Below are 25,012 nucleotides of genomic sequence, written 5' to 3' on the forward strand. Positions count from 1 at the left end.
AAGCCAATTAAACGAGGATTTTAAAACTCAGTCTTTAAAAATTATACATTGCCACTGCATTAAAACGATTATCTTCTCCTGTATCTTGTCCATTTGCACCAGCAGCAAAAGCTTGACGCTCACCATAGACATATTCCAATCCAAAGCTTAATGGTTTTTTCGGGCTATAAAATACATTTGCCCAAGCCTGCCATACATGCTTATTGGCTTTTGTAGGATCACTCAAATATTGGATATATTTCTGATTTTCATCAGCTTTCATATAACCATAGCCCAAAGTCGAACGCCATTGTGGATTAAACTGTTGAGTCACACCCAAAGTGATAGAGTCAAATTCATTCAATGCCATGATTTTTTTGTTGGCATCCATAGAAAACCCAGCATTGGTCCATGACACTAAACTAGAGTCTCCTTTCACATGATAATAATCTGCTTTTAGTGTAGTTTTTGTACTCAGTTCATATTTTGCCCCGACACCCACACCCCATGCCAATTCATCATCGGTTGTAGTACGCTTTTGACTCATCATTGCCCTTAAACTCATAGTCCCCGCACGATCTGCAAAGCTATGATTCAGGCGTGTAGAAAATACTGGCAAGCGCATACTGGATAGTGCATCTTTTGAATCCTCCACAGCACTGACAAGTTGAGTTTCTGCATTAAATTTATGCGTATAACGGACTTGTGCATCACGCTTTACTGCCCCGCCAACATAGCCCAAAGCATCAATCGTTTCTGGCATATAATCTGGAACTGCGAAATTTGACCAAGTTTGACCAACCAACCATGAACCATAATTAAAATAGGCATGTCGAATCCTCAATGCATCATTTGCTCCCAAGAAATCAACTTCTATTTTCGCATTTATATCCTGATCTGCGGTTTTAAAATCTAAGCCTATGCGCGTTGCTGCTAGGGTTGATTTTAGTACATCACTACTTTCGTTATTACCTTTCAATGGAACGGTATTGATTTGATTATAAAGCCGCTCAGCACTTCCGCCTTCTGACTGATATAACAAGTCTGCACGGACATTGCCGTATAGACTCATTTCAGCGCCTGCTTTAGAACGTATTAACCAGGATGATGTTGATGAATTTGTCGCTGTTATCGGATTCGACTGTGGCTGATTTTGTATCAGTTGGACAGCTTGATTTTGCTGTTTCTGATGCTGCTCAAGCATTTCACGCAACTGTTTGACTTCACTCCTTAATTGTTCAACTTCTGAAAGTGAATCTGCATGAGCCATATTTAGACTAAACAAACCGATTGAAACTAAAACGACGTTGTAGTTAAATTTTTTCATTGTAGAAAGCATCCTATTCTCTACGATTGATTATTTTGAACCAGCCTTAATCTCCGTGATTCAGGCTGAAAAATCGATTAATTTGTAGTATTGCCAACAATATTTTGTTGCGGTGAAGTTGCTGAAAGCACTGTATTTTTTTCGACAGAAGCCTTTAAGTTGACTAAAAATATTGCAATTGCAGCAATCACACCTGGAATTGCAATCACAAGAAAATTCATTTGATGAGGAAGTTCAAACGTGAGCAGTGCGCCAGTGAGGACTGGACCTACAATTGCACCGATACGTCCAATACCCGATGCCCATCCCATACCTGTGGAACGAACAGCCGCAGGATAAAATTGAGCAACAAAGGTATAAAGTAAGATTTGCGAGCCGATTGTTGCTGCACCTGCTATCGCAATAAGTGTATAAAGTACAGCCTGTGGGCTTTTAAAACCGAGCAAAATGAGTGCCATAGCACCAACAGCAAACATGATGGTTAATACAGGTTTAATATGAAATTTATCTGCCAATGCACCACCACCAATTGCACCGACCATTCCGCCAATATTCAGTGCAAATAAGAAAATCATACTTGCACCCAATGAATAACCTGCCTGAATCATCAGCTTTGGTAACCAACTGCCCAATGCATAAACCATCAATAAACACATGAAAAATGCAATCCAAAACATGAAGGTGCTAAAAGTACGTCCTTGTTGAAATAGCGCACGTAATGGTGCTTGATCCTCAGCAGTGACTTCATTCAGCACAAACTGAGTGGATGCTGTTAAATCTTGTTGCGGGGCAATTTTTTGCACAATCTCACGGACTTGGTCATTTTTTTCTTGTTGAGTCAAATACATCAAAGACTCAGGTAAAAATTTCCAAATCAAAGGGAGCGCTAAAAAAGGAATGATGGCGATGTAGAACATAATTTTCCAGCCATAATCAACCACCAACCACGCTCCCAATAATGCTGAAGCCATGCCACCAATCGCATATCCACTAAACATCACTGCAACCAATGTGCTGCGAATACGTTTAGGTGCATATTCAGTCATCAATGCCACCACATTTGGCATCACACCACCGATTCCAAGACCTGCTAAGAATCGTAAAATCCCAAATTCAATTGGTGTTGATGCAAAAGCACCTAAAAAAGTAAATCCACTGAAAATCGCCACACAAATCATAATGGTTTTTTTACGACCTAATTTATCCGACAAAGTCCCAAAACTCATCGCACCAAACATCATGCCAAATAGTGCTGTACTGGCAAGCATTCCCGCTTGAACAGCGGTAAGCCCCCACTCTTGCATCAACAATGGTAAAGCTACGCCATAAATGACTAAATCATAACCATCAAAAATAATGATAGATAAACACCACAATAAAACTCCCCAATGGAATGGAGTAAATTTTGCGTCATCGACAATCCGATTGATATTTAATTGCATATTCAGCCTCCTGCTGAGAAACGTCATCTAAGTTTTCTCAGACAATGGCGTAAGCGCTATTTTTTGTCCAAAACCGATTACATATATATCCATACCTAAAAAGTCGGTTTAATGTTTTTATTTGAATAAACAATAGATTAAAAAGCTTGAATAAAATAATTCAGCCTTATATTTTTGCTCATTTATTTTTTATTTGAACTTTTAAATGGCTGTTTTTAGATTTATTAAGCAAAGCAAAAAGCTTATTGTGTACTTTTAATATGTTACTTTTCACATAATATATAAACCATTATTCATTTTTTAATTGCTTAGCGATTAATATTCTCGATTTGTATATTTTAGAATAACGATTGCCTTATTCAAAAATAATGAAGACAAAATAATATGAGAGTCCCTTCTCCCAGTGAGAGAAGGCTTGCATGAACAGATGATTTTAGGTGGAATGCCAATCCAAATGAGAATTATGCGAATAAGCCTGATGATTTGGTTAGGGTCTGTGGACAATTCGTCTATGTTTGCGACTAGGTGTGTTTTTTAGGCGATTCTAGGCGCGAAATACGAAATTTAGTCATTCTAAATAATGAGAAACACTGTTTCGCAAGGGAACGACGAAGTGCCAAAAAACACGCTAGTCCCGAAGGGTTGTGGCTAAAATTATCTCAGACTACGTTATGAAACTTAAAAATAGTCTCGCTATTCTCTTCATTTCCTTGCGGAGTATACTCCTCATGCCTGCTCAATTTTAACCAACAACGCAAGCCATTTATGAAATGTCCACAGCCCCTAAATATTTTTAATTTAATCCATTATGCTAAAACTCGCACGGTCATATTGAAACCCTTCCAAATCATAAACTTGATAAATACAATCAAACAAAGATCGAATATCTTCGCTTTCATCCATACAACGAATCGCCATAAAGATAGGACTTTTTGCAGAGCTGTCCAACATGGGGATATAGATTAGATTCGGCAATTGAATGGTTTTTGCACTTTCAGGTACAACACATACGCCTTCTCCTGCTGCAACTAGACCCAAAGCCAATTGAATCTCACGGACCTCCTTGAGATTTTTAGGATCTAGACCATGTTCAGAGAAAAGATGACGAACCTGTGTTGAAAAGTTGGGCTTCGGATGGCTTGGGTATAGAAATAGATTCTCATCTTCAATATCTGCAAAATAAGTTCCTTTTGAATCAGCCAAAGGATGGCTAATATGAACAGCCAACATTAATGGTTCTTCTCGTAATAAAACTCGTCGAACTGCGGGATCAGAAATCCTAAGACGCCCAAATCCAACATCAATACGCCCCTCTTTTAGCGCTTGAATTTGATCTTTGGTACTCATTTCAACCAATTCAATTTTTAAATGAGGTTGCTGTTGTCGAAACATATAAACAATTTTAGGGAGCAAACCGTACAAAAGTGAGCCAACAAAACCCATGGTGACTGTTTTTTCGATCAAACCAATCCGTTTGGTCATCGACTTGACTTCTTCTGCATTAGACAAAAGTTTAACGGCGTGTTGATAAAAAAATTGCCCCGCTTCAGTGGTTTTTAATGGACGGCTTCCTCGTTCAAAAAGTGAGATACCCAATTCACTTTCAAGATTTTGAATCTGTCTGCTCAACGGGGGTTGAGCAATATAAAGCTTTTCAGCCGCTTTGGTAAAACTCTGTTCTTCTACAACAGCAACAAAATAGCGTAAATGCCTGAGTTCCATCTCAAACTCCATACCTTTAAGATATAAAAAAATGCAAATTTGATCTTAGACAGCGATCATTCATTCTTTTAAGGTATATCAAAAGCAAGATGCAAAGCAAGACTGAAAATTTAAGTGATTCAAAGCCAACCCAAGAATGACATTCTGTTAGCCAAATGAATTTACAAACCAGTCTAAGCTAGAAGTCTTGTTGCCAACAACATGGAAAGTGGGCAGCAAAGTTGCAAGCAAATTTTATTCAGCATGTGATGCCAAACCACTCATACTTAAGGAGCTTAGTATGAATCGTCAAGAAATCGATGCTTTAGTCAAGCAAATGAATATTGATACAGCAACAGCTAATGTTAATCCTCGTATTCAACAAATTGTGGTTCGTTTAGTCGCTGATCTTTTTCAAGCCATCGATGATCTCGATATTTCCCAGACTGAACTATGGAAAGGACTAGAATATTTTACTGATGCAGGTCAAGCCAATGAGCTTGGACTATTGGCGGCAGGTTTAGGACTTGAGCATTTCTTAGATCTACGTGCTGATGAAGCCGATGCCAAAGCAGGCATTACGGGTGGAACACCACGTACTATCGAAGGTCCACTTTATGTTGCTGGCGCACCAGAATCAATCGGTTTCGCCCGTATGGATGATGGTTCTGAAGATGATCTGATTGATACCTTATTGATTGAAGGTACAGTTACAGATCACCACGGCAACCTCATTCCCAATGCTAAAGTAGAAATTTGGCATGCCAATCGCTTAGGTTCGTATTCTTTTTTTGACAAATCTCAAGCTGATTTTAACTTACGTCGCACCATTTTGACCGATGCCAATGGCAAATACGTCGCTCAAACGACTATGCCTGTAGGTTATGGATGCCCACCTCAAGGGACAACTCAGGCACTTTTAAATCACTTGGGTCGTCATGGTAATCGTCCATCACATGTGCATTATTTTGTCTCAGCACCAGGTTATGGAAAACTGACCACCCAATTCAATATTGAAGGTGATCAATACCTTTGGGATGACTTTGCTTTTGCTACACGTGAAGGTCTGGTGGCTACTGCTGTAGACATCACTGATGAAGCAGAGATTGCCCGTTATGGTTTGAACAAAGCCTTTAAAAAGATTGAATTCAATATTCAACTGATTCAGACACAAGACCAAGCCCCATCGACTGAAGTCATTCGTCGACGCGCAAGCGCTTAATCATACGTATAGAACCGAGTGCTTTTAATCCCAACATTTCGGTTCGTAATCTTATTTGGAAAGCCGGAGAAATAACATGCCACGTATTCCAGTGATAAACACCAGCCATCTTGACCGTATTGATGAGCTTTTGGTTGATAACTTTGAAACAGGTGAATTTAAACTTCATCGCTCAGTATTTACAGATCAAAGTCTATTTGATCTTGAAATGAAATATATTTTTGAAGGTAATTGGGTGTATTTGGCACATGAAAGTCAAATCCCCAACAATAATGATTACTACACCACCCATATTGGTCGCCAACCTATCATCATTGCACGAAATCGCAATGGTGAATTAAATGCAATGATCAATGCATGTTCACATCGTGGCGCTCAGTTGTGCCGTCATAAGCGTGGCAATAAGGCAACCTATACTTGCCCTTTTCACGGTTGGACATTTAACAACTCAGGTAAATTACTCAAAGTGAAAGATCCAAGTGAAGCAGGTTATTCAGACTGCTTTAACCAAGAAGGGTCTCATGATCTAAAAAAAGTTGCGCGTTTTGAAAGTTATAAAGGTTTTCTTTTCGGAAGTTTAAACCCTGATGTACCTAGTTTGGTTTCATTCCTTGGTGAAACAACCAAAATCATTGACATGATTGTAGATCAGTCTGATCAAGGTTTAGAGGTCTTACGTGGCGCATCGACTTATACATACGATGGTAACTGGAAACTTACCGCTGAAAATGGTGCAGATGGTTATCATGTCTCTGCAGTACATTGGAACTATGCCGCAACCACCCAACAACGAAAAGAAAAACAACAGGAAAATGATAATGTTCGTGCCATGAGTGCAGGTGCATGGGGTAAGCAAGGCGGTGGCTCTTATGGTTTTGAGCATGGTCACATGCTGTTATGGACCCAATGGGCAAATCCTGAAGATCGTCCGAACTATCCAAAAGCCGCAGAATATACTGAAAAATTTGGCGCCCCCATGTCGAAATGGATGATCGAACGCTCTCGTAATTTATGTCTTTACCCAAATGTTTATTTTATGGATCAATTCGGATCACAAATACGTGTACTTCGCCCGATTTCAGTCAATAAAACTGAAGTCACGATTTACTGTATTGCCCCTGTAGGAGAAGCGCCAGAGGCACGTGCTCGTCGTATCCGCCAATATGAAGATTTCTTTAATGCATCGGGTATGGCGACTCCTGACGACCTCGAAGAGTTCCGTGCCTGCCAAGCAGGTTATGCGGGTATTGAACTGGAATGGAATGATATGTGTCGAGGTTCAAAGCATTGGATCCAAGGTCCAGACGATGCTGCCAATGAAATCGGTTTAAAACCAAAACTCAGTGGCATTAAAACAGAAGACGAAGGTTTATATCTTGCACAACATCAATACTGGTTAGAGGTGATGAAACATGCTATCCAATCAGAAAAACAACTTGCTCAAAAAGAAGTGAACACGCAAGGAGAAGTCGCATGAATGCAACAGCACCTATTGAACAAGTGTCTTTAGAAAATATTGCTCAATTTCTCTACCGTGAAGCCCGCTTTTTAGATGATGAACAATGGGACCAATGGTTAGCATGTTATGCACCCACTGCATCTTTTTGGATGCCTGCTTGGGATGATGATGATCGCCTTACAGAAGACCCGCAATCAGAAATTTCATTGATTTACTATCCAGATCGTCAAGGGTTGGAAGACCGTGTTTTCCGTATCAAAACCGAACGTTCTTCAGCAACAATGCCCGATACACGTACCAGTCACAACATCAATAATATTGAAGTGGTTGCTACTGATGGACTTAAAGTCACGGTTCGTTTTAATTGGAACACATTAAGTTTCCGCTACAAAACCAGTTATAGCTACTTTGGAATGTCACGCTACGAAATCGACTTTTCAGGTCCTCAACCCCAGATTTTAAATAAATATGTGGTGTTGAAAAATGACTACATCAATCAAGTGATTGATATATATCACCTCTAATTGTGTTGACACCATAAGCTGATATTCGCTCTAGCTCAAGCATATTTGGGCTAACAGCAATCTAATGTTTAAAGATTTTTATAGGACCACCAGCCATGTCAAACCACAATGTTGCACTTCAATTTGAAGATGGCGTAACTCGTTTTATATCTGTTGCACAAGGTGAAACTTTATCTGATGCAGCGTACCGTCAAAAAATTAATATTCCTTTAGACTGTCGTGATGGTGCATGTGGAACCTGTCGTGCTTTTTGTGAATCAGGTACTTTTGATATGCCTGAAGAAAGCTATATTGAAGATGCGTTAACAGCTGAAGAAGCTGAGCAAGGCTATATTTTAGCTTGTCAATGTAGACCCAATTCGGATGCTGTTTTTCAAATTCAAGCCTCTTCTGAAGTATGCAAAACTGAAATTCATGCCTTTCAAGGTACGCTGTCACGAGTAGAAAACCTGTCCGATTCAACCATTACATTTGATATTCAATTGGATGAAGGTCAGCCTGATATCCATTTCCTTGCAGGACAATATGTCAACGTTGCCATCCCAGGAACCAATGAAACACGCTCCTACTCTTTTAGCTCTAAACCGGGACAACGTTTAACAGGCTTTGTGGTTCGTAATGTTCCCAATGGAAAAATGAGTGATTTTTTAAGTGTCAATGCCAAAGCTGGCGATAAAATGACGTTTACAGGTCCGTTTGGAAGTTTTTACCTTCGCAATGTAGTACGCCCAGTACTTATGCTCGCTGGCGGTACGGGGATTGCTCCTTTTATATCCATGTTGCAGGTACTGGAAGAAAAAGGTTCAACACAGCCTGTACGTTTGGTTTTTGGTGTCACCAATGACTTTGATCTTGTGGCATTAGATAAGCTCAATGAACTCCAAAATAAGTTACCGTGGTTTGAATTTCGAACAGTCGTTGCCCATCCAGAATCGACACATGAACGTAAAGGTTATGTGACGGGTCATATTGAAAATGACTGGTTAAATCAAGGTGATGTCGACGTTTATCTCTGTGGTCCTGTACCTATGGTTGAAGCTGTTCGTACATGGTTAGATCAAGAAGGTATTCAACCTGCAAATTTCTTATTTGAAAAATTCTCAGCCAATTAAATTTGTCTGATTTTGGAGCTGAGCAAATGTCAAATAGACAAAGATTTGAAAATAAAGTGGTGATTGTTACCGGTGCCGCTCAAGGTATTGGACGTGGTGTAGCATTACAAATGGCTGCCGAAGGTGCGCAAGTGGTTATGGCAGATCGCTCGGCTTATGTCGAAGAAGTACTGGCAGAAATCATACAGTTTGGGGGTAAAGGTGTCACGATTCTAGCAGATTTAGAAACCTTTGCAGGTGCTGAATCCGTCATCAGCAAAGCGATTACATGCTACGGACGAGTCGACATTTTGGTCAATAATGTCGGTGGTGCAATCTGGATGAAACCTTTTCAGGAATTTTCTGAAGCGGAAATTATCAAAGAAGTGAATCGTTCATTGTTTCCGACTTTATGGTGTTGTCGTGCAGTTTTACCTGAGATGATCAAAAATCAACATGGCACGATCGTCAATGTTTCTTCGATCGCCACTTGTGGTATCAATCGTGTACCCTATTCTGCATCCAAAGGTGGTGTCAATGGTTTAACGACTGGACTCGCCTTTGAACATGCCAAAGATGGAATACGCGTCAATGCTGTGGCGACTGGAGGAACAGAAGCGCCACCTCGTAAAGTACCACGCAATAGCGCAGCATTGACTGAAAACGAACAAAAATGGATGCAGGATGTCGTTGAGCAAACCATAGATCGGACGTTTATGGGACGATATGGCACGATCCAAGAACAGGTTAATGCCATTTTATTTTTGGCATCAGATGAATCTTCATATATGACTGGTACGATTGTTCCTGTCGGTGGTGGTGATCAGGGATAAACTGATCGCCCATTTTATGCAACAGGAACATTGAATTCATCGCATGGAGGCTTTGCCCAATGGCAACCCTGTTAAAAACACTTAAGCAAGATTGGTCAATTTCCGCAACGGTCGCTGGGTTCTTAGCTGTACTGATTTCTTATGCGGGACCCATGATTATCTTTTTTCAAGCCGCCCAACAAGCCAACGTTTCTTCTTCCATGATGGCATCATGGATTTGGGGTAGTTCGATTGGCGCGGCGATTGCGGGTATTATTTTATCCATTAAGTTTAAAACCCCAATTATTACAGCATGGTCTGCGCCTGGAACAGCATTGCTTGTGGCATTGTTCCCGCATATTTCATTAAATGAAGTCGTTGCTGCTTATATCACATCGGCAGTGATTATTTTTTTGATCGGCATCACTGGCTCCTTTGATAAACTTTTAAAATGGATTCCTCAAGGACTGGCGGCTGGTATGATGGCTGGCATTCTTTTTCAGTTTGGTCTGGGACTTTTTAAAGCCACGGATCACATGCCTTATCTTGTCTTTGGTATGCTGATTTGTTTTTTATTGGCAAAACGGTATTCTCCCCGTTATGCCATTATCTGGGTACTGATTGCAGGTGTTGTACTGAGTTTCAGTCTAGGACAAATCCAACCTGTTGCAATGGATTTTTCTCTTGCGATTCCACATATGATTTACCCTGAATGGACATGGTCTTCTACACTAAACCTTGCGATTCCACTCACCATTGTCAGCTTAACTGGGCAGTTTTTACCCGGTATGGCTATTTTAAAACTGAGTGGTTATCAAACTCCTGCAAAACCTATTTTAACTGTCGCAAGCATCACCTCGATTGTAGTTGCATTCACAGGTGGAATCACCATTGTACTTGCTGCAATTACAGCTGCACTGTGTACAGGTAAAGATGCTCATGAGCTTAAAGAAAAACGCTATATTGCAGGTATCGCCAATGGTATTTTTTATATTCTGGGCGGTTTATTTGCAGGTAGCCTAGTCATGCTCTTTAGTATTTTACCGAAAGAACTGATTGCAGCACTTGCGGGATTGGCATTGTTAGGGGCAATTGCAACCAATATGAGTGTTGCTATGAAAGATGATTCTCAGCGAGATGCCGCCTTAATTACATTTCTCGCTACGGTTTCTGGAATGCACTTTTTAGGGTTTAGTTCGGTTTTTTGGGGTATTTGTATTGGAATGATCAGTCATTTACTGTTAACGCCTAAGCAGTCAAAAGTTCAGACTCCAATGCCAGTTCAGGATTCTACACCGAGTCAGTAAAGTAAAAATTCATTTAACCTTGTTATAAAGCCTCATTGATTAGATGGGGTTTTTATATTATTTTTTAAATAAAATATTGTTGTGGACTCTATGTATTGAGTTATTCATTGCTTTTTTTATTTTATCGCAATATTTAAAAAAAATCATAACATTAAAAAATTAACACGCTGCTAAAGTCTTTTTATTAAATTTTTTCCTATATTCTATAAAATTTTCTTTTAAACCTATTTGCACCTCTTTTCCATTTAAATAATTTCCGTATTTTATTTGATCTGATTTAATTTTAGCATCATCATCTAAAAAAATAGAAGCAAATTCTTGTTGTGAACTTCTCAACATTACTCCTTTTTTAAAATAAACTATACTTTCATATCCTCCAAAATTAGATTCATTATCTAACCTTGAAACAATTACACATTGCGCAACATTAATTCTATAAATATGTGCATACATAGTTAATACCATACCGTTATCATAATTTGCTGGAATATTTAATGATTGTACTACTTTATACTTTTTACTGATTTCTTCACCAGTAAGTAAATTATCTTTTGCTTTGACATTTATAGTTATAAAAAACACTAAGGCTATGCAAATTCTTAGAATCATAATAAAGTCATCTTTTTAAAAAGTTATTTTTTTATAATTACTTATTCCTAATTACAAAAGCTGTAGCTTTAAAATACGCCAAGTCTTGCCATTCTGATATAATTAAAAATAATGATCGCCCTTTTTTCCCATGCCTCTCCCCATTACAAATCATAATTCGATGCTATTTGAGCTACCATAGTTAAAATTTCTATATTTTTTTAGTATCAGACTTGGAACCCAAATGCAATTTACCATCTTCCAAATGGGAGTAGGTAAACAGAAAAAATTTTAATTAATTAGAACACTTTCTTAAAGTATTTTTACTAATATTACTTATGTACCTACTAAATTCTTTTTTCAACTTAATCAGTGAATTTTCACTTTCAGGGTTTTCATAATTTACCTTATTTAATTTAATAGAACCCTCACCATTTAAAAATATATAGTTGTAATTTACATAGTATCCATATAAAACTTTTGAGTTATAAAAATATAAGATGGTTTCTGTACCATATACTCCAGAATCACCATCAATTTTTGAAACAAGAACACATTCATTCTTATTAGCTTTATATATACTTACCTTACCATCTAATATAGGACCTCCATTTTCAACCTCATAATCAACAATAAAGCTTTGTAATAATTTATACCTATTACCAATCTCGTAACCAGTATATTTAATATCATTTTTAGCCTGTACAGTGCAAACGCTAAATATAAAAATGATTACAAATAAAAATCTCATTGAACGCACCTCATCAGAATATAATATTTTTAAATCAACACATTTTAAAAATTAGGTTAACAAAATTTATATTTTATTTTTAGAAATATTCATCAATTCCCACTCAACAAAAAAGACCAAGTTTCATAAAATCAAATATAACCTTTCTTTTTTTCAAAAAAAAGAGCCAGATTCAACTGGAACTAATATCAATAATCCAAAATTTTAACTAACTTAAAAATACAATAATTTTTATCGCAGTGTTAACCACTCTTAAAATAAACTGCCAATATAACTTATCGCTCAATTTTATTTTTCAATTCATCCATTTTATCTTTTGCAATCCCTAAACCCATTTCATATGCTAACTCATAATATCTATATGCTTTCCTAATATCTTTTTCAACATCATTACCATCTTCATATAATGATGCTAAATTATAAGCAGCTCTAGGATCATTTTGTTGCAAAGCTTTCTCATACCAATATATTGATTTAGAAATAGATTTATCTACAACCTCACCTTTCGCATACATTACCGCAACATTAAACTGTGATGGAGAATAATTACTTTTTGCAGCTTTCAAAGAGTATTCGAAATATTTATTTTTATTAATCGAACCATTCCAACCATTTAAATAACAGTTCGCTACATTTGACTCTCCTAAATAATATCCTAAATCTGCAGACTTTTTAAAATAGTCACATGCTTGTTTTTTATCTGCAACCACAAAAGCACCATTAAAGTACATAAGCCCAATCGAGTTTATAGCTTCTGGAGTATTTTTCCCCATTGATTTTTTGTAAAACTTATAAGCAAGTTCATCATTTTTTTCTACTCCTTGCCCTCTATAATAAAGATTAGCAATATTATTTTCAGCTATTCCACTACCATTATCAGCCGATTTTTTATACCAATGAATAGCTTTTTTAATATCTTCATGTTGTCCTAAAAATCCATTTTCATACACAACTCCTAATAAATTTTGAGCGTTAGCGTCTTTATTCTCAGCATACTCCTGTATTTTTTGGAATAATTTTTTTTGTTTAATCTCATCACTACTTTCTACTATTTCTTTAAATTCCTGAATGTTAATAGCTGACTTAATACCTTGAACACCGCTCTCTCTTTTTGCCTCGCATCCAGTAATAGTAAAAAATGCAAATAAGCTTAATACATACAAAAATTTCATTTTTTCTCCAAGCTTAATTTAAAGGAATAACAAAAGTATAGCTAAGGTTGTGTTGTACATTAAAACCACCTCCAACACCAGTCTCAGCACCTACCATAGGCGTTGTCCCCTCATCAAATTTACCCTCGTATAACTTTTCTGGCGTTAGTCCTGCTCCAACAACTCCTGAGCCTCCTAGAAGAATATAAGCATTAGCATTTATACTATAACCAAACCCTTTCAAATCATCTAAACTTGTAGCTTCACTAATTAAATACCCACCTTCTATAGAAAGAGAAGGAGTACCTTGTACTGCTGAAACTCCTGGAGCAACGAATACTCCCCATTTCCCAGAAGGTGTCCTTGCAACGCCAACTTGTATGCTAGCCCCAGCACCAATAACAGCAGCAATTGCACCAGAAAAGTTTACATACATGAGTTGAGTACCCTTCGACTTTTCTTCAATTTTTAATATAACTTTTGAATTATTTTTAGAGACCTCAAACTTTTCTTTTATATACATCTTATATTTTTTGTGGTCGGCTAATTCTTGCCTTTTAGCATCTATTTCATCTTTTATGATAATAATTTGCCCTACTTTAATAGTATTAACATTAATACCATTATTTCTCGCTTTTATGTCTTCAATAGATACACCATGCTGCTTTGCAATAATAGCCAAATTTTCTCCAGATTTAACTGTATGCTTTATAATACTAGGATATAAATAAATATCCTTATCTAATATTTTATTTAGAACACGCGTTCTCCTTTCATAACTACCAGCTATTTCTTGTTTTGGAAATGTTTTTGTATTAATTATTATTGACGGGACATTTACTGTTATTGTTCTTTTTTCATCTTTACCCATTCTTTTATTATATGAAAAACAACCTATTTCTGTCCATGATTTATATGGCGTCGGGAATCCCATTACTTCAAAAATTAATTTTTCTATACCAACTAGCATTTCTCCTTTTCCTTTACCATTCCTTGTAATTGAGTCAACTAATATTCTTTTTGTATTTTTTTGTTCATTATTTAGAACCAAAATTCTATAACGTAAACCATCAACTGGATTTTTTGATCTATCATTAAAAAACACTTCAAACTTCATAAACTTAGCCTTCTATTTCATTATCTTATTGTTCTTGAAAATCTTCATCAATAATTAACCATTCATAGGTTGGATCATCAATGATAACTTGTAAATCTTCCTGTTTATTATCAATACTTGCAAAACGTTCGGTTCGACCATATTCGTCTAATGTCCCAGATTTATATATGTTCTCCCCTTTCAGCAATGCTCGGTAATGAACCTTTGAAAACTCATAATTTTTAAATAGATCAAAAGCATCAATACGATTTGTAAATAAGTAACTCTCTTTATTCATTGCTAAGCTACTAAAGCTTGGTAATATAGGCTGAATTTTAACCCCGCTTTGAAACATCTGTTGCCCAGACTTTACCTCAAACATTCGATCTGTTTCACATAAAATACCAGCACCGTTCAAGGTAATCCTTGAGGATTTGCCTGTAATCTGAACTTCTTTCGAGCTATTGATTTCAACACGATTTTCTGTCGAAGATATTGTGATCCCAAGTTTGGCAAATATATCTAGGGCATTTGCCTGTGCATGAATATTAAATTTTCCCTGTGCTGCGATAATGTTGATGCCATTCATCACTGAAAATAAACTTATTTTATTTTTGGCATGCACAATCCAGTTCTTTTGCGTACTAAAGTTAATGCTGTCACCAGCAATTTGATTGATTTGGGCATCCGCAGATAAATAGATATTTTCAGGTGTGCTCAAAGCAATACCATCTTGGGAACTCAGTAAAAGCACCGCTTGATTAAATTTGGCAATTTCTTGTTGGAGCTGTTGAGCAAATATTTTAAGTTGCTCAACTGATTCTATTTCATCGGTCTTTTGCTTCTTGGCGATATCACTGAGTGCTTTACTTTTGTTTTGACTGTCTTCAAGTTGTTTCTTGGCAGGCGTTGCATCAAGATGATCGCCTTTGGCATGTTCTTGTTGATAAGTCGATAGTAATAAGCCTTTCCCTGCACGTACTGCGCCCCATTGGTCCGTTCTTAATTCAAAACCTTCTCCGCGCCCTTCACTGGTCTCGGTTTCTTTTGGATGGCTTAAATTCCCAAGATTCAGTTGGCTTGTCGCATGACTGCTGTGTAACTGAGTGCTGATCTGGTTGGTGGTATCGTCAAAGCGCAGTTGATTAAACCCTTCAGATTTATATTCCTTAGTTTTGATCCCAGAAAGTTTTTTAGTATCAGGTAGCTTTCCTTGGTCATCAAACTTGGTCGGATAGCGATACCCTTCATGAATTCGTCCCAGTACAAATGGTCTATCAATGTCACCATCACTGAACGAGATCATGACGATCTCCCCGACCCTCGGTAAGAATCGTACTCCATAGCCTTCTCCTGCCCATGGCGTCAGTACATCCACCCAAGCCGAGTCAGTATCATTATCGTTCGCGCCTGCGCCACCATCATGTTGGTGGTCTTCGTGACGGGTAAACAAGAAATTTACCTTAATCTGACCTCGTTCATTGACATAGATTTCCTCCCCACTCGGTCCGACTACTCTCGCTCGCATTGGATATGTAGTAGGTCGATGTTTCAGCGGATTGTATTCAGGGACAACGGCTATATTGCGTCGTTGTAACAGCAACTGATTGGCTTGGCGTTCTTCGCTGCTGTTTGTGGTGATATGGGCAAGTTGCCATTGGCTTTGTTGGATGAGTGCTTCGACTTGGTGAGTTAAGTCTTTTGGTAAATTATTTTGGTGATAAAAGGTTTTGGATATAATCAGAAATTGTCGATCGGCAACATCTTTTAGATCTAGGTTTGGATGTTGGTTAAGCTCAAAGTAATAGCCAACCTGCGCATCTCTTACTGTCGATACGGCAATAAATTGTTTGGCTTGAGCGTCATAGTAATTGCTGAGGTTTTGGTTAAAACGTTCAACCTGATTGTTACCCGATGGCGTTACTCCATCTTCTCCATTCAAGTCTTGGGTCCATGCAGGACTAAACTGCCATACTTGTTCTAAACCTAAACTGGCATTGTCATAGTTTTCACTCTGCTGATACTTACTTAAAACATTGCCTGCGCCTTCTTCTATATCTAACATATCAGCTTGCCATCGTTGAATATGCACAGACGTCGGTTGCAGTGAACGCAATCCTGTCAATGCTGTGATGGTATCTTGCTGTTCGACAGCCGAACTTCGATGAAAACGGATAATGCGACGTTCTAAACTTTTATATTGAGTATTGTCATCAATTAAACGAAGCTTTTGAGGTTGGATTTGTTCATTAAAATAAGACACTTTAAGCTGTGTCTCATCAATTAAAGTCGTCACGCCTTCCGATGCTAGAAGCCTTTGAATAAGATCTATATCTCGTTCATTATTCTGCATAATGAAGGGTCGAATATCATAGTCTTTGGTTAGACCACTTTTATCCAAAGTCAAACTTGAAGCAAACAGTGGAGATCTTTCTCGCCATTCATTAAATATGACTTCTACTGCCTGTAAAGCAGACATATTCATAAATACTCGCGAGTTTCTTCGATACTTCCAAAGCGCAGTTGGGTCTTCTACAGAAAGGCGATAAATTGTCAACGCACCATCCGAGGAACCCAGCTCAGCTTTTGTCACAATTCCTGAAATGCGATGCAACTCAGATCGGTCATTGACCATATCAACGGCTACACGACACCCAATAAAGCTTTTTAAGGCGATGTTGTTTCGTGTAGATAAACAAATAAGTTGTAAATTCAAGCCATCATTGATGGTATGTGTCCCATCGATACGTTGCAAGAATACATGGGCAGCCAAATTGGGATTGCTAAATTGAATATGTAAAGCCCGTTTTTGAGCAGAAAGTCCCATTTTTTCCAAAACAAAATTAATATTATTAAACATGATCTATTGTGTATTTTTTCTAAATTCACCATCACCATATAATAAAATATCATGATTTGTCTACCACAAAGTATTTTTCACATGAAACCTAATTAATTGATTTATTGATAATTTTCACAGTATTTTATAAATTACAGTATATATTATGAAATTAAATTTATTGCATGATTGCCTATCAATTCTGTGAGTTATTATATAATTTATAGTTATTTTTATATAAACATGACAAATAAAAACTCAATTCACCATTCCCGTTAAAATTCTCATTTTATTCGATCAGTTTAAATATGTTTTTAACCAAGGAAATTTAAAAATTATAAAACTCGTAAGTACACTAAACATGTCTGATTATTAATGTTATATATTTATTTTTATAACATGCTATTAATCTATAAATTCTCATATTACGCAAATAAAAACAATAGCATTCATGCATAATTTTATAGATTGACATGTAGTAAGCTGTGTATTTTTTGTTCCAATGTCGCTTTTCATTCATGATTTAAATCTAAAATCATCAAAAGAATTTGGAATTTAAAAAGTCTAATTTTCTCATTTTTAAACATAAATTATTGCAGCACAAAAATAAGGATGTTTTATGACTGAAACACATACCTACGCGCCTCACGAAAAACGTAATCGTGTCATGGCTATTGTCGGCGCTGCATCTGGTAACTTAGTGGAATGGTTTGACTTTTATATTTATGCCGCTTTTGCCACCTATTTTACCCATGCATTAACTGCACCCGATATGAATGACTCCACCAAAGCAATTTATGTGTGGGGTGTTTTTGCTGCCAGCTTTTTTATGCGCCCAATCGGCAGTTGGTTATTTGGATGGATTGGCGATACTTTTGGGCGTAAAAAGTCGATGATCATTTCCATTAGTTTAATGGCGGTCAGCTCATTTTTATTTGCAGCACTTCCAACCTATGAACAAGTCGGTATGGCTGCCCCATTTTTATTGTTAGCGGTCAGACTTTTGCAAGGGCTTTCAGTAGGTGGTGAATATGGGACAGTAGCCACTTATATGAGTGAGGTGGCTTTAAAAGGTCAACGTGGTTTTTACTCATCATTCCAGTATGTAACCCTGTCTGGCGGACAGCTCTTGGCGAGTCTACTTGGCGTGATCATGTTGGCACTGATGTCAAAAGAACAGCTTATGGATGGTGGATGGCGTATTCCATTTATCATTGGCGGGGTAGTTGCGATTCTTTCGTTCTTTGCTCGTCGTCATTTGAAAGAAACACTTTCTGAAGATGATGGACGTAAAGAAGGTTCAGGAAGTCTAAAAGAGTTACTGACCAAGAATTGGAGCACCTTTTTACTGGTGGTTGGTTATACCTCGGCAGGCTCTTTGTGTTTTTATATCATCACGGTATATTCAAAAACCTATATCACCAGTTTAGGGTTTGCTGATAAAACAGTGGGTTATATGATGACCATTGCATTGTTTATCTTTATGTGCGCTCAACCATTGTTTGGAATGCTGGCAGACCGAATTGGTCGTCGATCGTCCATGATGCTGTTTAGTATCAGTTGTGCAATCTTTATTTATCCAGTCATGGTAATCGCTATGCCATATTTTAGTGGTTCAGCATTTATTGTGACCGCATTGTTGGTGTTCTTAATGATGTTACTGAGCTTTTATACCTCTATTAGTGGACTGGTAAAAGCTGAGATGTTCCCACCGCATATTCGTGCATTAGGCGTTGGTTTTGCTTATGCCGTCGGAAATGCAATTTTTGGCGGTTCAGCCCCCGCTGTCGCGCTTAAATTAAAAGATTTAGGACATGAAAACACGTTCTTCGTTTATGTGATTGTTATGCTGATAATTTGTTTATTCTGTAGTATGCAACTACCGAAACAACCCAAATATTTACATCACGATCACTAATCTCTTGCAATGATTTAAGGTCTGTTTATACAGACCTTAAAATTTTCATGTAAAATATAGCATTAAATCATAAGACTATAGAATATCTTGAGGAAATAATGAAAAAACTCTCACTTATATTTATATCTTTCGCGATTAGTCTGAGTGCCTATGCCAAAACACAAAACTATATTTTGGTGGATGGTGGTGGTGTAGATGACCTTTCATTAATGTTGAAAAATGTACAAGGTAAGACGATTCATGCCTACTGCGATCAGAAATGTGGCAAATGGTTTGATCCAGATGAAGAAATAGATGGACAAACACTTAAAAAGCAATACTTTGAAAAAAAAGTTCAAGCAGACATTAAATTAGAGAAAAATGCAGGACGTGTTGCAGGTCCAAGTGACGATGAATCATTTTATTTCATCAAACATATTAAATTATTAAAATAATCCCCCTCTACACTTTGCAAGAACACCAGCGAATCTTGAATCTAGCTTTGTTTAAAAAAACAAAGTATCGATATGGATGTCACCATGTTGAGCCGGGGTATATGAGCAAAGACAAAGCGCTGCTTTGATTGCAGCGCAAGAATGCGATTCAACAAAAAATTTGCTTAGCAAAGTAAAGAATTGCCTACACAAAACAATTTAAACTTTGGATGTAAAGTGCAGTATTGCGAGCTTTTATATCATCAAACAATAGATTTATCGCATTGATTTTATTGATCTAGAAATTATATTTAATGTCTATTTTTCAACAGATTGACTAGGGTGTGTTGACACTTTTAGATTAAAAAATAGCGAAGTAGTAAAATTAAATCGCCAAACCCAATTCTACTATTCGCTATGCCTCGTACCATGTTAACAGATCAACACTGGCAAAAGTTGAAAGCTATTTTGCGTAATTTATCCATTCATCTCAACTCAAATTTAAGAAATTTTATTGAAGCGATTCTTTATAGAATAAGAACTGGGTGCCCTTGGCGTGATATCCCAACTTGCTTTGGACAACCCAACTCTATTTTTAAACGTTTTAATCGCTGGTCAAGTAGTGGTAAGTTACTCACTATATTCAAATTATTATCACTGAATACCGATATGGAATGGCTATTCATCGATGGTTCCCATATTCGTGCTCATCAACATTCTGCGGGTATAGCTGATCAGGCAATCTCTAAAAGTGCTGGAGGAAACTCCTCCAAAATACATTTAGTTGTAGATTCAGATGGTAATCCTATTGATTTCATTATTACTGATGGAACCACGCATGATGTTAAGGTCGCACCTGATTTAATTTCAAAACTCAATTTAAATGAGGCAGAGATTGTATGTGCAGATAAAGGCTACGATTCAGAGCCATTAAGACAGCAGATTAGAGCAACTGGAACAAAAGCAAATATACCTAAAAAATCCAATAGCCAATCAAACAATGACCATATGGATTGGTATTTATATAAAATCAGGCATTTAGTAGAAAATATGTTTTGTAGGTTAAAGCAATTTAGAGGGATAGCCACTCGATACGACAAGTTAAAACGGAACTATGAAAGTTCTGTTGCATTAGCTTGTATATTTTTATGGCTCCCCTTGTAGGTTAAATTATGAACCCTAAATGTCAACAGACCCTATATAAATTTCTGTTCAACACCTTGACCATGAAACGCCATTTAAAACAATACGTCCTGTCGACCTGGCATATCTTCAACGGGGATTTTGTCGACAGTAAACTGATATTTCAAAATCTTTTTCATCGAATCTGTTTCAACCACAGCAATTGCATCAAGCACATCATCGTTTTCAGGTTCTTGTAAACGTGCTGCCTCACACCATTTAACTGCCATCGTATAGTCAAAGTAGTGCGGACGATTGGCTTGATCTGCGTAAAGCCTTGCTAATGCACTCATTGCCTTGATATGCCGATTCCAACCATGCGAAATCAATTGCGGAATAATAATATCACCCAGCTCAGGGTAATAACTGTAGTGATATAAGCGATCCGCATATAGATCTATGATGTCATCTTCAAGTTCTTGATACTCATAAGTACCATCTGTGCGTGATTTTTCAAGTCCTATTCGTGCTTGTTCAAAATAATCCAAACTTTGTTTTAATAATGGAAATGGGTTGCTTTCATCATCTTTAATACCCCGATTAAGGTAATTTACCCCCATATTATACATGGCAATATAATGCCCTTGTTCAGCAGCTTTGTTGGAATACTTCTTTGCTATATCTACATCATATAAACTCGAATCTTCTCTTGAATGAATATAACCACTCGTAAAACTTGGGTTGACATAACCAAGCTCTGATGCAGCGTGTAACATATCAATCACATCAGGATAGCTTTCAAGTTCATCAAAACTTTTATAAACACGATAGAAGCAACAGTATTCACCTTCAGGAAAAGCTTTAGGTTTTTCTAAACTTTTAGCGAACTCAAACCAAGACTGAGCCACCAATGGATTTTTTTCTACACCAGACCAACCATGCTGAGTAAGTAATCCATAAAGAACCGCTGCGCTGGCTAGGGTTTTACGATTGGAAATAGCAATATGACCTAAAAAATCATGATCTTTTACATATTTAAACCAATAATAAATTGCACGTTGCAAATCATATTCATCAAATACATCATGCCCAATCGTATGCAAATAACAATCTAGAATTTTTGCATCAGACTCATTCAACAAAGTATAAAAATACGCCAAACGCAAATAAATCTTAGCGCGATTTTTTTCACTCAAAGGACGTTTTAATAAGTCTAAAGCGATTTGAATATGTTTTTTAATCTCGCCCGTTTGATCATCGGAATAGCTGTCCTCTACCGAGTCGTACCACATCACAAAGTGAAGTTCATTTTTTTCAATTTCAGTAAAATGATCACACCAATCAGATTGTATAAACTCGATGATTGCCTGATAGTTATAGCCCCAACGTGGCAATAAATACCAGCAATAGTCAATTGCAGCAACAAGACCATACTGAGACTGATCAAGAAAAACTTTCAACCAAAATGCCGCTTCATTTTGCGGTAAATCCAATTCAGATTTTAAATCCAGATACGGTTTAAGCATGTCTGGAATTTGTTGAGGCAATGTCAAAGCTAAATCTGTTGATAATCCACTTAACTTGGCAATTTTCTGTAATTTGGGTTTAATGACATGTTTTAAATTTTGAGGTTGCTTTTGTTTAAATAACCACTTATCAAACCACTTTGGTTCATCCAGCTTTGCTGCTGCATTGAGTAAGTGAATCACAACAGTCCAAGCATTTGGAGAAAAAGCGATTGCTTGCATTGCAGTTATATAAATCTGCTTTTGTGCTTCACGAGCACAATCCCACATATCTTCTGAAACTTGATTTGCCCAAGTTCCCCCGCGATATTCAGAAGCCCAAAATGCCCAATAACGTACCTTGATCACATAAGGAAAAAAACTCTCAGGGTATGTTTTTGACCACTCTTCAAGGTGCTGAAGTGCCTGAGGTCCTTGATTTAAAAACATCTCAGAAAACATTTGATAAGGGTAAGCAAACCAATCACTTTCCCATTGAAAAGCACTTTTCTCAGTACGGCTATTCCATAGTTGGGTAAAAAATTGCTCTAAGGCTTCATATTGTCTATTTTCGAGTAGACCCAGTGGATATTGCCCTTCTTTTCTTAAACTTTCATGGACATACTCAGCTTTAATCATGATGAAGCTCTCATACTGTAATCTGGTGATGTTCGAGCGGAATCAAACATAATGGGCTGGATTTTTAAGTCTGCAAGTTCTGGTAAAAGTGTTAAATTCCAGTCCAAAGATTTCCAATTGCATGAACGTTTTTCAAGGTATTGCTGGATTTCATGGCGTGCAGATTTATCATAATTGTTATAGTCCGAGTGGCGCACAATCAAGTCAATTTCACGACCTTGTGCATAATATTGCCCCATTTCCTGCCAGCTTGTACAACACTCTTGGATAATTTGAGCCGAAGCCAAAATGTATTGCCAAGCTTCATCTTCACCGACATATTCAAATTGATGCAATAAGCGCATCATGATAATTTTTTGGATGTGGGCATAGACCAAAACATCACGATAATAAGGTCGAACCTCTTGATTCAAATCATACCAACCATATAAGTCGCCAACATAAAAATACTCTTTTAAAAAGAATTCAATTTTTTGCAAACGTTCAATTTGACTATTTTGTTCTAGTTTCAAAAGTTGGTCTAAATGTGTTCTAAATTTTGCTTCATTATTTTTAAAATCATCAAGCATTAGTGTATCCACATCATCACAAGAAATTTTATTGCGTACATAAATCAAATCACCTGTTGCCAAAGCCCATTTTTTTCTTTGATCTGCATTACTTTTTAAAAATGGCATTGCAGGGATTGCAAAAACAAACATTAAAATTTTAAATATCCAGCCAATCCAAGGAATTTGACTGAGCATACCTAACACTAAAAAAATGAGATAAAAAGGCAATAAGATCAAATGTAAAATAAGTGGAAGTGTTTTTTTCTTTTCAAATTTTAGTGGAATATTTAGTTTTCTTTGATCAAAATCTGTTTGATTAAATTGCATGACTTGTTGTATTAAAATATTTTGCGGGTTTTGAATGTATTCCTCTTTATTTGTTGCCAACATCATCCATTGTAAAACTGAGCTTTGTTGTGTACATAGATCCATTAAATCTGGATTTTGCATCACAATTCCTTCAACAACCAATGGATCGCTTAATTCATAAAAGTAAAAATATGGCAGTTGTTCAATGTGCAGTAAGCTATTTTTCTGTTGCTCAACTGAATCATCAATTTGCTGTGAGTCTAAAAGTTCAGGACGATATATAATTCCAAGATTCGAACAATCTGAATTGTGATTATTTTTTGGTTGAATATGATTTAAAAATAATAAAACATCATCCACATATTTTTTAACTGGAACTTGGTTTTGTTTCCCCTTAATTTGCTCAATGCACCACGCTTCACCATCCCATTCTAAACTAATGGTGACATGTGGCTTATTAGAAGCATCTCTTAGGCTAAAATAACGAAATAGACCATATTCTTTCTGTGTCACATAATGCTCACCATAGCCATCTTTAAGCTCAGTCAGGTTAGCGAACTGTCCTAGGCAATGTTGCATATAACGTGACTCAAAAGCCATCTCTTTACGCAACAACATTCCTGTGGCGGTAATTTCAATAAAACGTCCCGTATCTACCGCTAAAACCTCGCTAATCGCGTGTTCAGAACTGTCCCATTGCCCTTTTTCCAAACGCTTTTTCATTGCTTCATGATCTTTATGCCAAGCGTCTAACACTTGGTCATAAGTCATTTTCATGAATTTGCCTTTTAGATTTGTTTTGAGTCTGGAATTAAAAAATTCTAATAGTGGTTTTTCTAGCGCCAAAATCTGTTCATGCAAAGGATCAATGTACAGCATGTGGCTATCTGGTTGTTGTTCGAGTTTTTTCAAAAACCATGCAGGAATCGGCTGAGGTAACTGGCAGATTTTCCAAGCAGCAACTGAATTGACATGAAAGACAGGATTAAAATGTTTAATCACATATTCAAAGAATTTTTTTTCAAACCATTGGGTAATTTCTGGGTCATCTTTACGGCGTTGGCTACGTTCTACTATTGTTTTTTTAACTTCAGGTGCATTGACAATATCTCGTGTTTCCATGCTATTCCATTTAACGTATTTCTACTACATTACAGTCTGATTTTTATAAAAATATTCCAAATATCGAAATATTTAATGTGAATAGTTTATAACAAAATACTCCTTAGGAAATAGAATTCCCTAAAATTTAAATGTATTTATGTT

The 25,012-nt window shown here is 36.9% G+C and carries 19 protein-coding genes; 9 read left to right on the plus strand and 10 right to left on the minus strand.

All coding sequences use genetic code 11. From position 1 onward, the window contains the following. Window positions 1-34 precede the first annotated feature (34 nt). The 3 genes from I9192_RS11960 to I9192_RS11970 all read right to left on the minus strand — a co-directional run bounded on the left by I9192_RS11960 (window position 35) and on the right by I9192_RS11970 (window position 4,470). Window positions 35-1,306, minus strand: a complete 1,272-nt coding sequence (locus tag I9192_RS11960) for a DcaP family trimeric outer membrane transporter (RefSeq protein ID WP_010591548.1) — start codon at window positions 1,304-1,306, stop codon at window positions 35-37. A gap of 77 nt (window positions 1,307-1,383) precedes the next feature. After that, window positions 1,384-2,748, minus strand: coding sequence for an MFS transporter (locus I9192_RS11965; RefSeq protein ID WP_004830551.1), 1,365 nt, complete (start codon window positions 2,746-2,748; stop codon window positions 1,384-1,386). Between the two features lie 798 nt (window positions 2,749-3,546). Next, the gene (locus tag I9192_RS11970; RefSeq protein WP_004830550.1) at window positions 3,547-4,470 is read right to left on the minus strand and encodes a LysR family transcriptional regulator; all 924 of its coding nucleotides are present in this window, start codon (window positions 4,468-4,470) and stop codon (window positions 3,547-3,549) included. Window positions 4,471-4,750: 280 nt separating this feature from the next. Here I9192_RS11970 and catA point away from each other — a divergent pair, with 280 nt between their 5' ends. The 6 genes from catA to benE all read left to right on the plus strand — a co-directional run bounded on the left by catA (window position 4,751) and on the right by benE (window position 10,864). Then, window positions 4,751-5,671, plus strand: coding sequence for a catechol 1,2-dioxygenase (gene catA / locus I9192_RS11975; protein ID WP_005031842.1), 921 nt, complete (start codon window positions 4,751-4,753; stop codon window positions 5,669-5,671). A 76-nt stretch (window positions 5,672-5,747) separates the two neighbouring features. Then, window positions 5,748-7,148, plus strand: coding sequence for a benzoate 1,2-dioxygenase large subunit (benA, locus tag I9192_RS11980; protein ID WP_004830548.1), 1,401 nt, complete (start codon window positions 5,748-5,750; stop codon window positions 7,146-7,148). After that, window positions 7,145-7,654 (plus strand): benzoate 1,2-dioxygenase small subunit, encoded by a 510-nt coding sequence (gene benB / locus I9192_RS11985; RefSeq protein ID WP_004830546.1) that lies wholly within the window; start codon window positions 7,145-7,147, stop codon window positions 7,652-7,654. The genes benA and benB overlap by 4 nt, the downstream gene beginning before the upstream one ends. 95 nt (window positions 7,655-7,749) lie before the next feature. Beyond that, window positions 7,750-8,766, plus strand: a complete 1,017-nt coding sequence (gene benC / locus I9192_RS11990; RefSeq protein WP_005031848.1) for a benzoate 1,2-dioxygenase electron transfer component BenC — start codon at window positions 7,750-7,752, stop codon at window positions 8,764-8,766. A 26-nt stretch (window positions 8,767-8,792) separates the two neighbouring features. Next, window positions 8,793-9,578 (plus strand): 1,6-dihydroxycyclohexa-2,4-diene-1-carboxylate dehydrogenase, encoded by a 786-nt coding sequence (locus I9192_RS11995; RefSeq protein ID WP_005031849.1) that lies wholly within the window; start codon window positions 8,793-8,795, stop codon window positions 9,576-9,578. A gap of 59 nt (window positions 9,579-9,637) precedes the next feature. Then, a complete protein-coding gene (gene benE / locus I9192_RS12000; RefSeq protein WP_005031852.1) occupies window positions 9,638-10,864 on the plus strand; it encodes a benzoate/H(+) symporter BenE in 1,227 nt (408 codons plus the stop codon). Between the two features lie 159 nt (window positions 10,865-11,023). Here benE and I9192_RS12005 read toward each other — a convergent pair whose 3' ends face one another. From I9192_RS12005 to I9192_RS12025, 5 genes are all read right to left on the minus strand, one after another. Next, complete coding sequence (locus I9192_RS12005; RefSeq protein WP_005031854.1) at window positions 11,024-11,473, minus strand: hypothetical protein; 450 nt, start codon at window positions 11,471-11,473, stop codon at window positions 11,024-11,026. Window positions 11,474-11,747: 274 nt separating this feature from the next. Continuing rightward, complete coding sequence (locus I9192_RS12010) at window positions 11,748-12,203, minus strand: hypothetical protein (RefSeq protein WP_005031856.1); 456 nt, start codon at window positions 12,201-12,203, stop codon at window positions 11,748-11,750. 275 nt (window positions 12,204-12,478) lie between these two features. Continuing rightward, window positions 12,479-13,375: a tetratricopeptide repeat protein gene (locus tag I9192_RS12015; protein WP_005031859.1), complete on the minus strand. Its 897-nt coding sequence runs from the start codon at window positions 13,373-13,375 to the stop codon at window positions 12,479-12,481. A gap of 13 nt (window positions 13,376-13,388) precedes the next feature. Further along, on the minus strand, window positions 13,389-14,471 hold the full coding sequence (locus tag I9192_RS12020) for a LysM peptidoglycan-binding domain-containing protein (RefSeq protein ID WP_005031861.1): 1,083 nt from the start codon (window positions 14,469-14,471) through the stop codon (window positions 13,389-13,391). A gap of 25 nt (window positions 14,472-14,496) precedes the next feature. Beyond that, window positions 14,497-17,310: a type VI secretion system Vgr family protein gene (locus tag I9192_RS12025; protein ID WP_151801179.1), complete on the minus strand. Its 2,814-nt coding sequence runs from the start codon at window positions 17,308-17,310 to the stop codon at window positions 14,497-14,499. A 598-nt stretch (window positions 17,311-17,908) separates the two neighbouring features. On the opposite strand from I9192_RS12025, the gene I9192_RS12030 reads away from it, so the two are divergent. From I9192_RS12030 to I9192_RS12040, 3 genes are all read left to right on the plus strand, one after another. Then, window positions 17,909-19,207, plus strand: a complete 1,299-nt coding sequence (locus I9192_RS12030) for an MFS transporter (RefSeq protein ID WP_004830535.1) — start codon at window positions 17,909-17,911, stop codon at window positions 19,205-19,207. 98 nt (window positions 19,208-19,305) lie between these two features. Continuing rightward, window positions 19,306-19,641, plus strand: coding sequence for a hypothetical protein (locus tag I9192_RS12035; protein ID WP_005031871.1), 336 nt, complete (start codon window positions 19,306-19,308; stop codon window positions 19,639-19,641). A gap of 396 nt (window positions 19,642-20,037) precedes the next feature. Continuing rightward, a complete protein-coding gene (locus tag I9192_RS12040) occupies window positions 20,038-20,784 on the plus strand; it encodes an IS5-like element ISAbe13 family transposase (RefSeq protein WP_005031873.1) in 747 nt (248 codons plus the stop codon). A gap of 74 nt (window positions 20,785-20,858) precedes the next feature. Here I9192_RS12040 and I9192_RS12045 read toward each other — a convergent pair whose 3' ends face one another. Further along, a complete protein-coding gene (locus I9192_RS12045; RefSeq protein WP_005031874.1) occupies window positions 20,859-22,886 on the minus strand; it encodes a DUF4034 domain-containing protein in 2,028 nt (675 codons plus the stop codon). After that, the gene (locus I9192_RS12050; protein WP_005031876.1) at window positions 22,883-24,868 is read right to left on the minus strand and encodes a DUF1266 domain-containing protein; all 1,986 of its coding nucleotides are present in this window, start codon (window positions 24,866-24,868) and stop codon (window positions 22,883-22,885) included. The genes I9192_RS12045 and I9192_RS12050 overlap by 4 nt, the downstream gene beginning before the upstream one ends. Window positions 24,869-25,012 lie beyond the last annotated feature (144 nt).

Source organism: Acinetobacter bereziniae (assembly GCF_016576965.1).
Taxonomy (GTDB): domain Bacteria; phylum Pseudomonadota; class Gammaproteobacteria; order Pseudomonadales; family Moraxellaceae; genus Acinetobacter; species Acinetobacter bereziniae.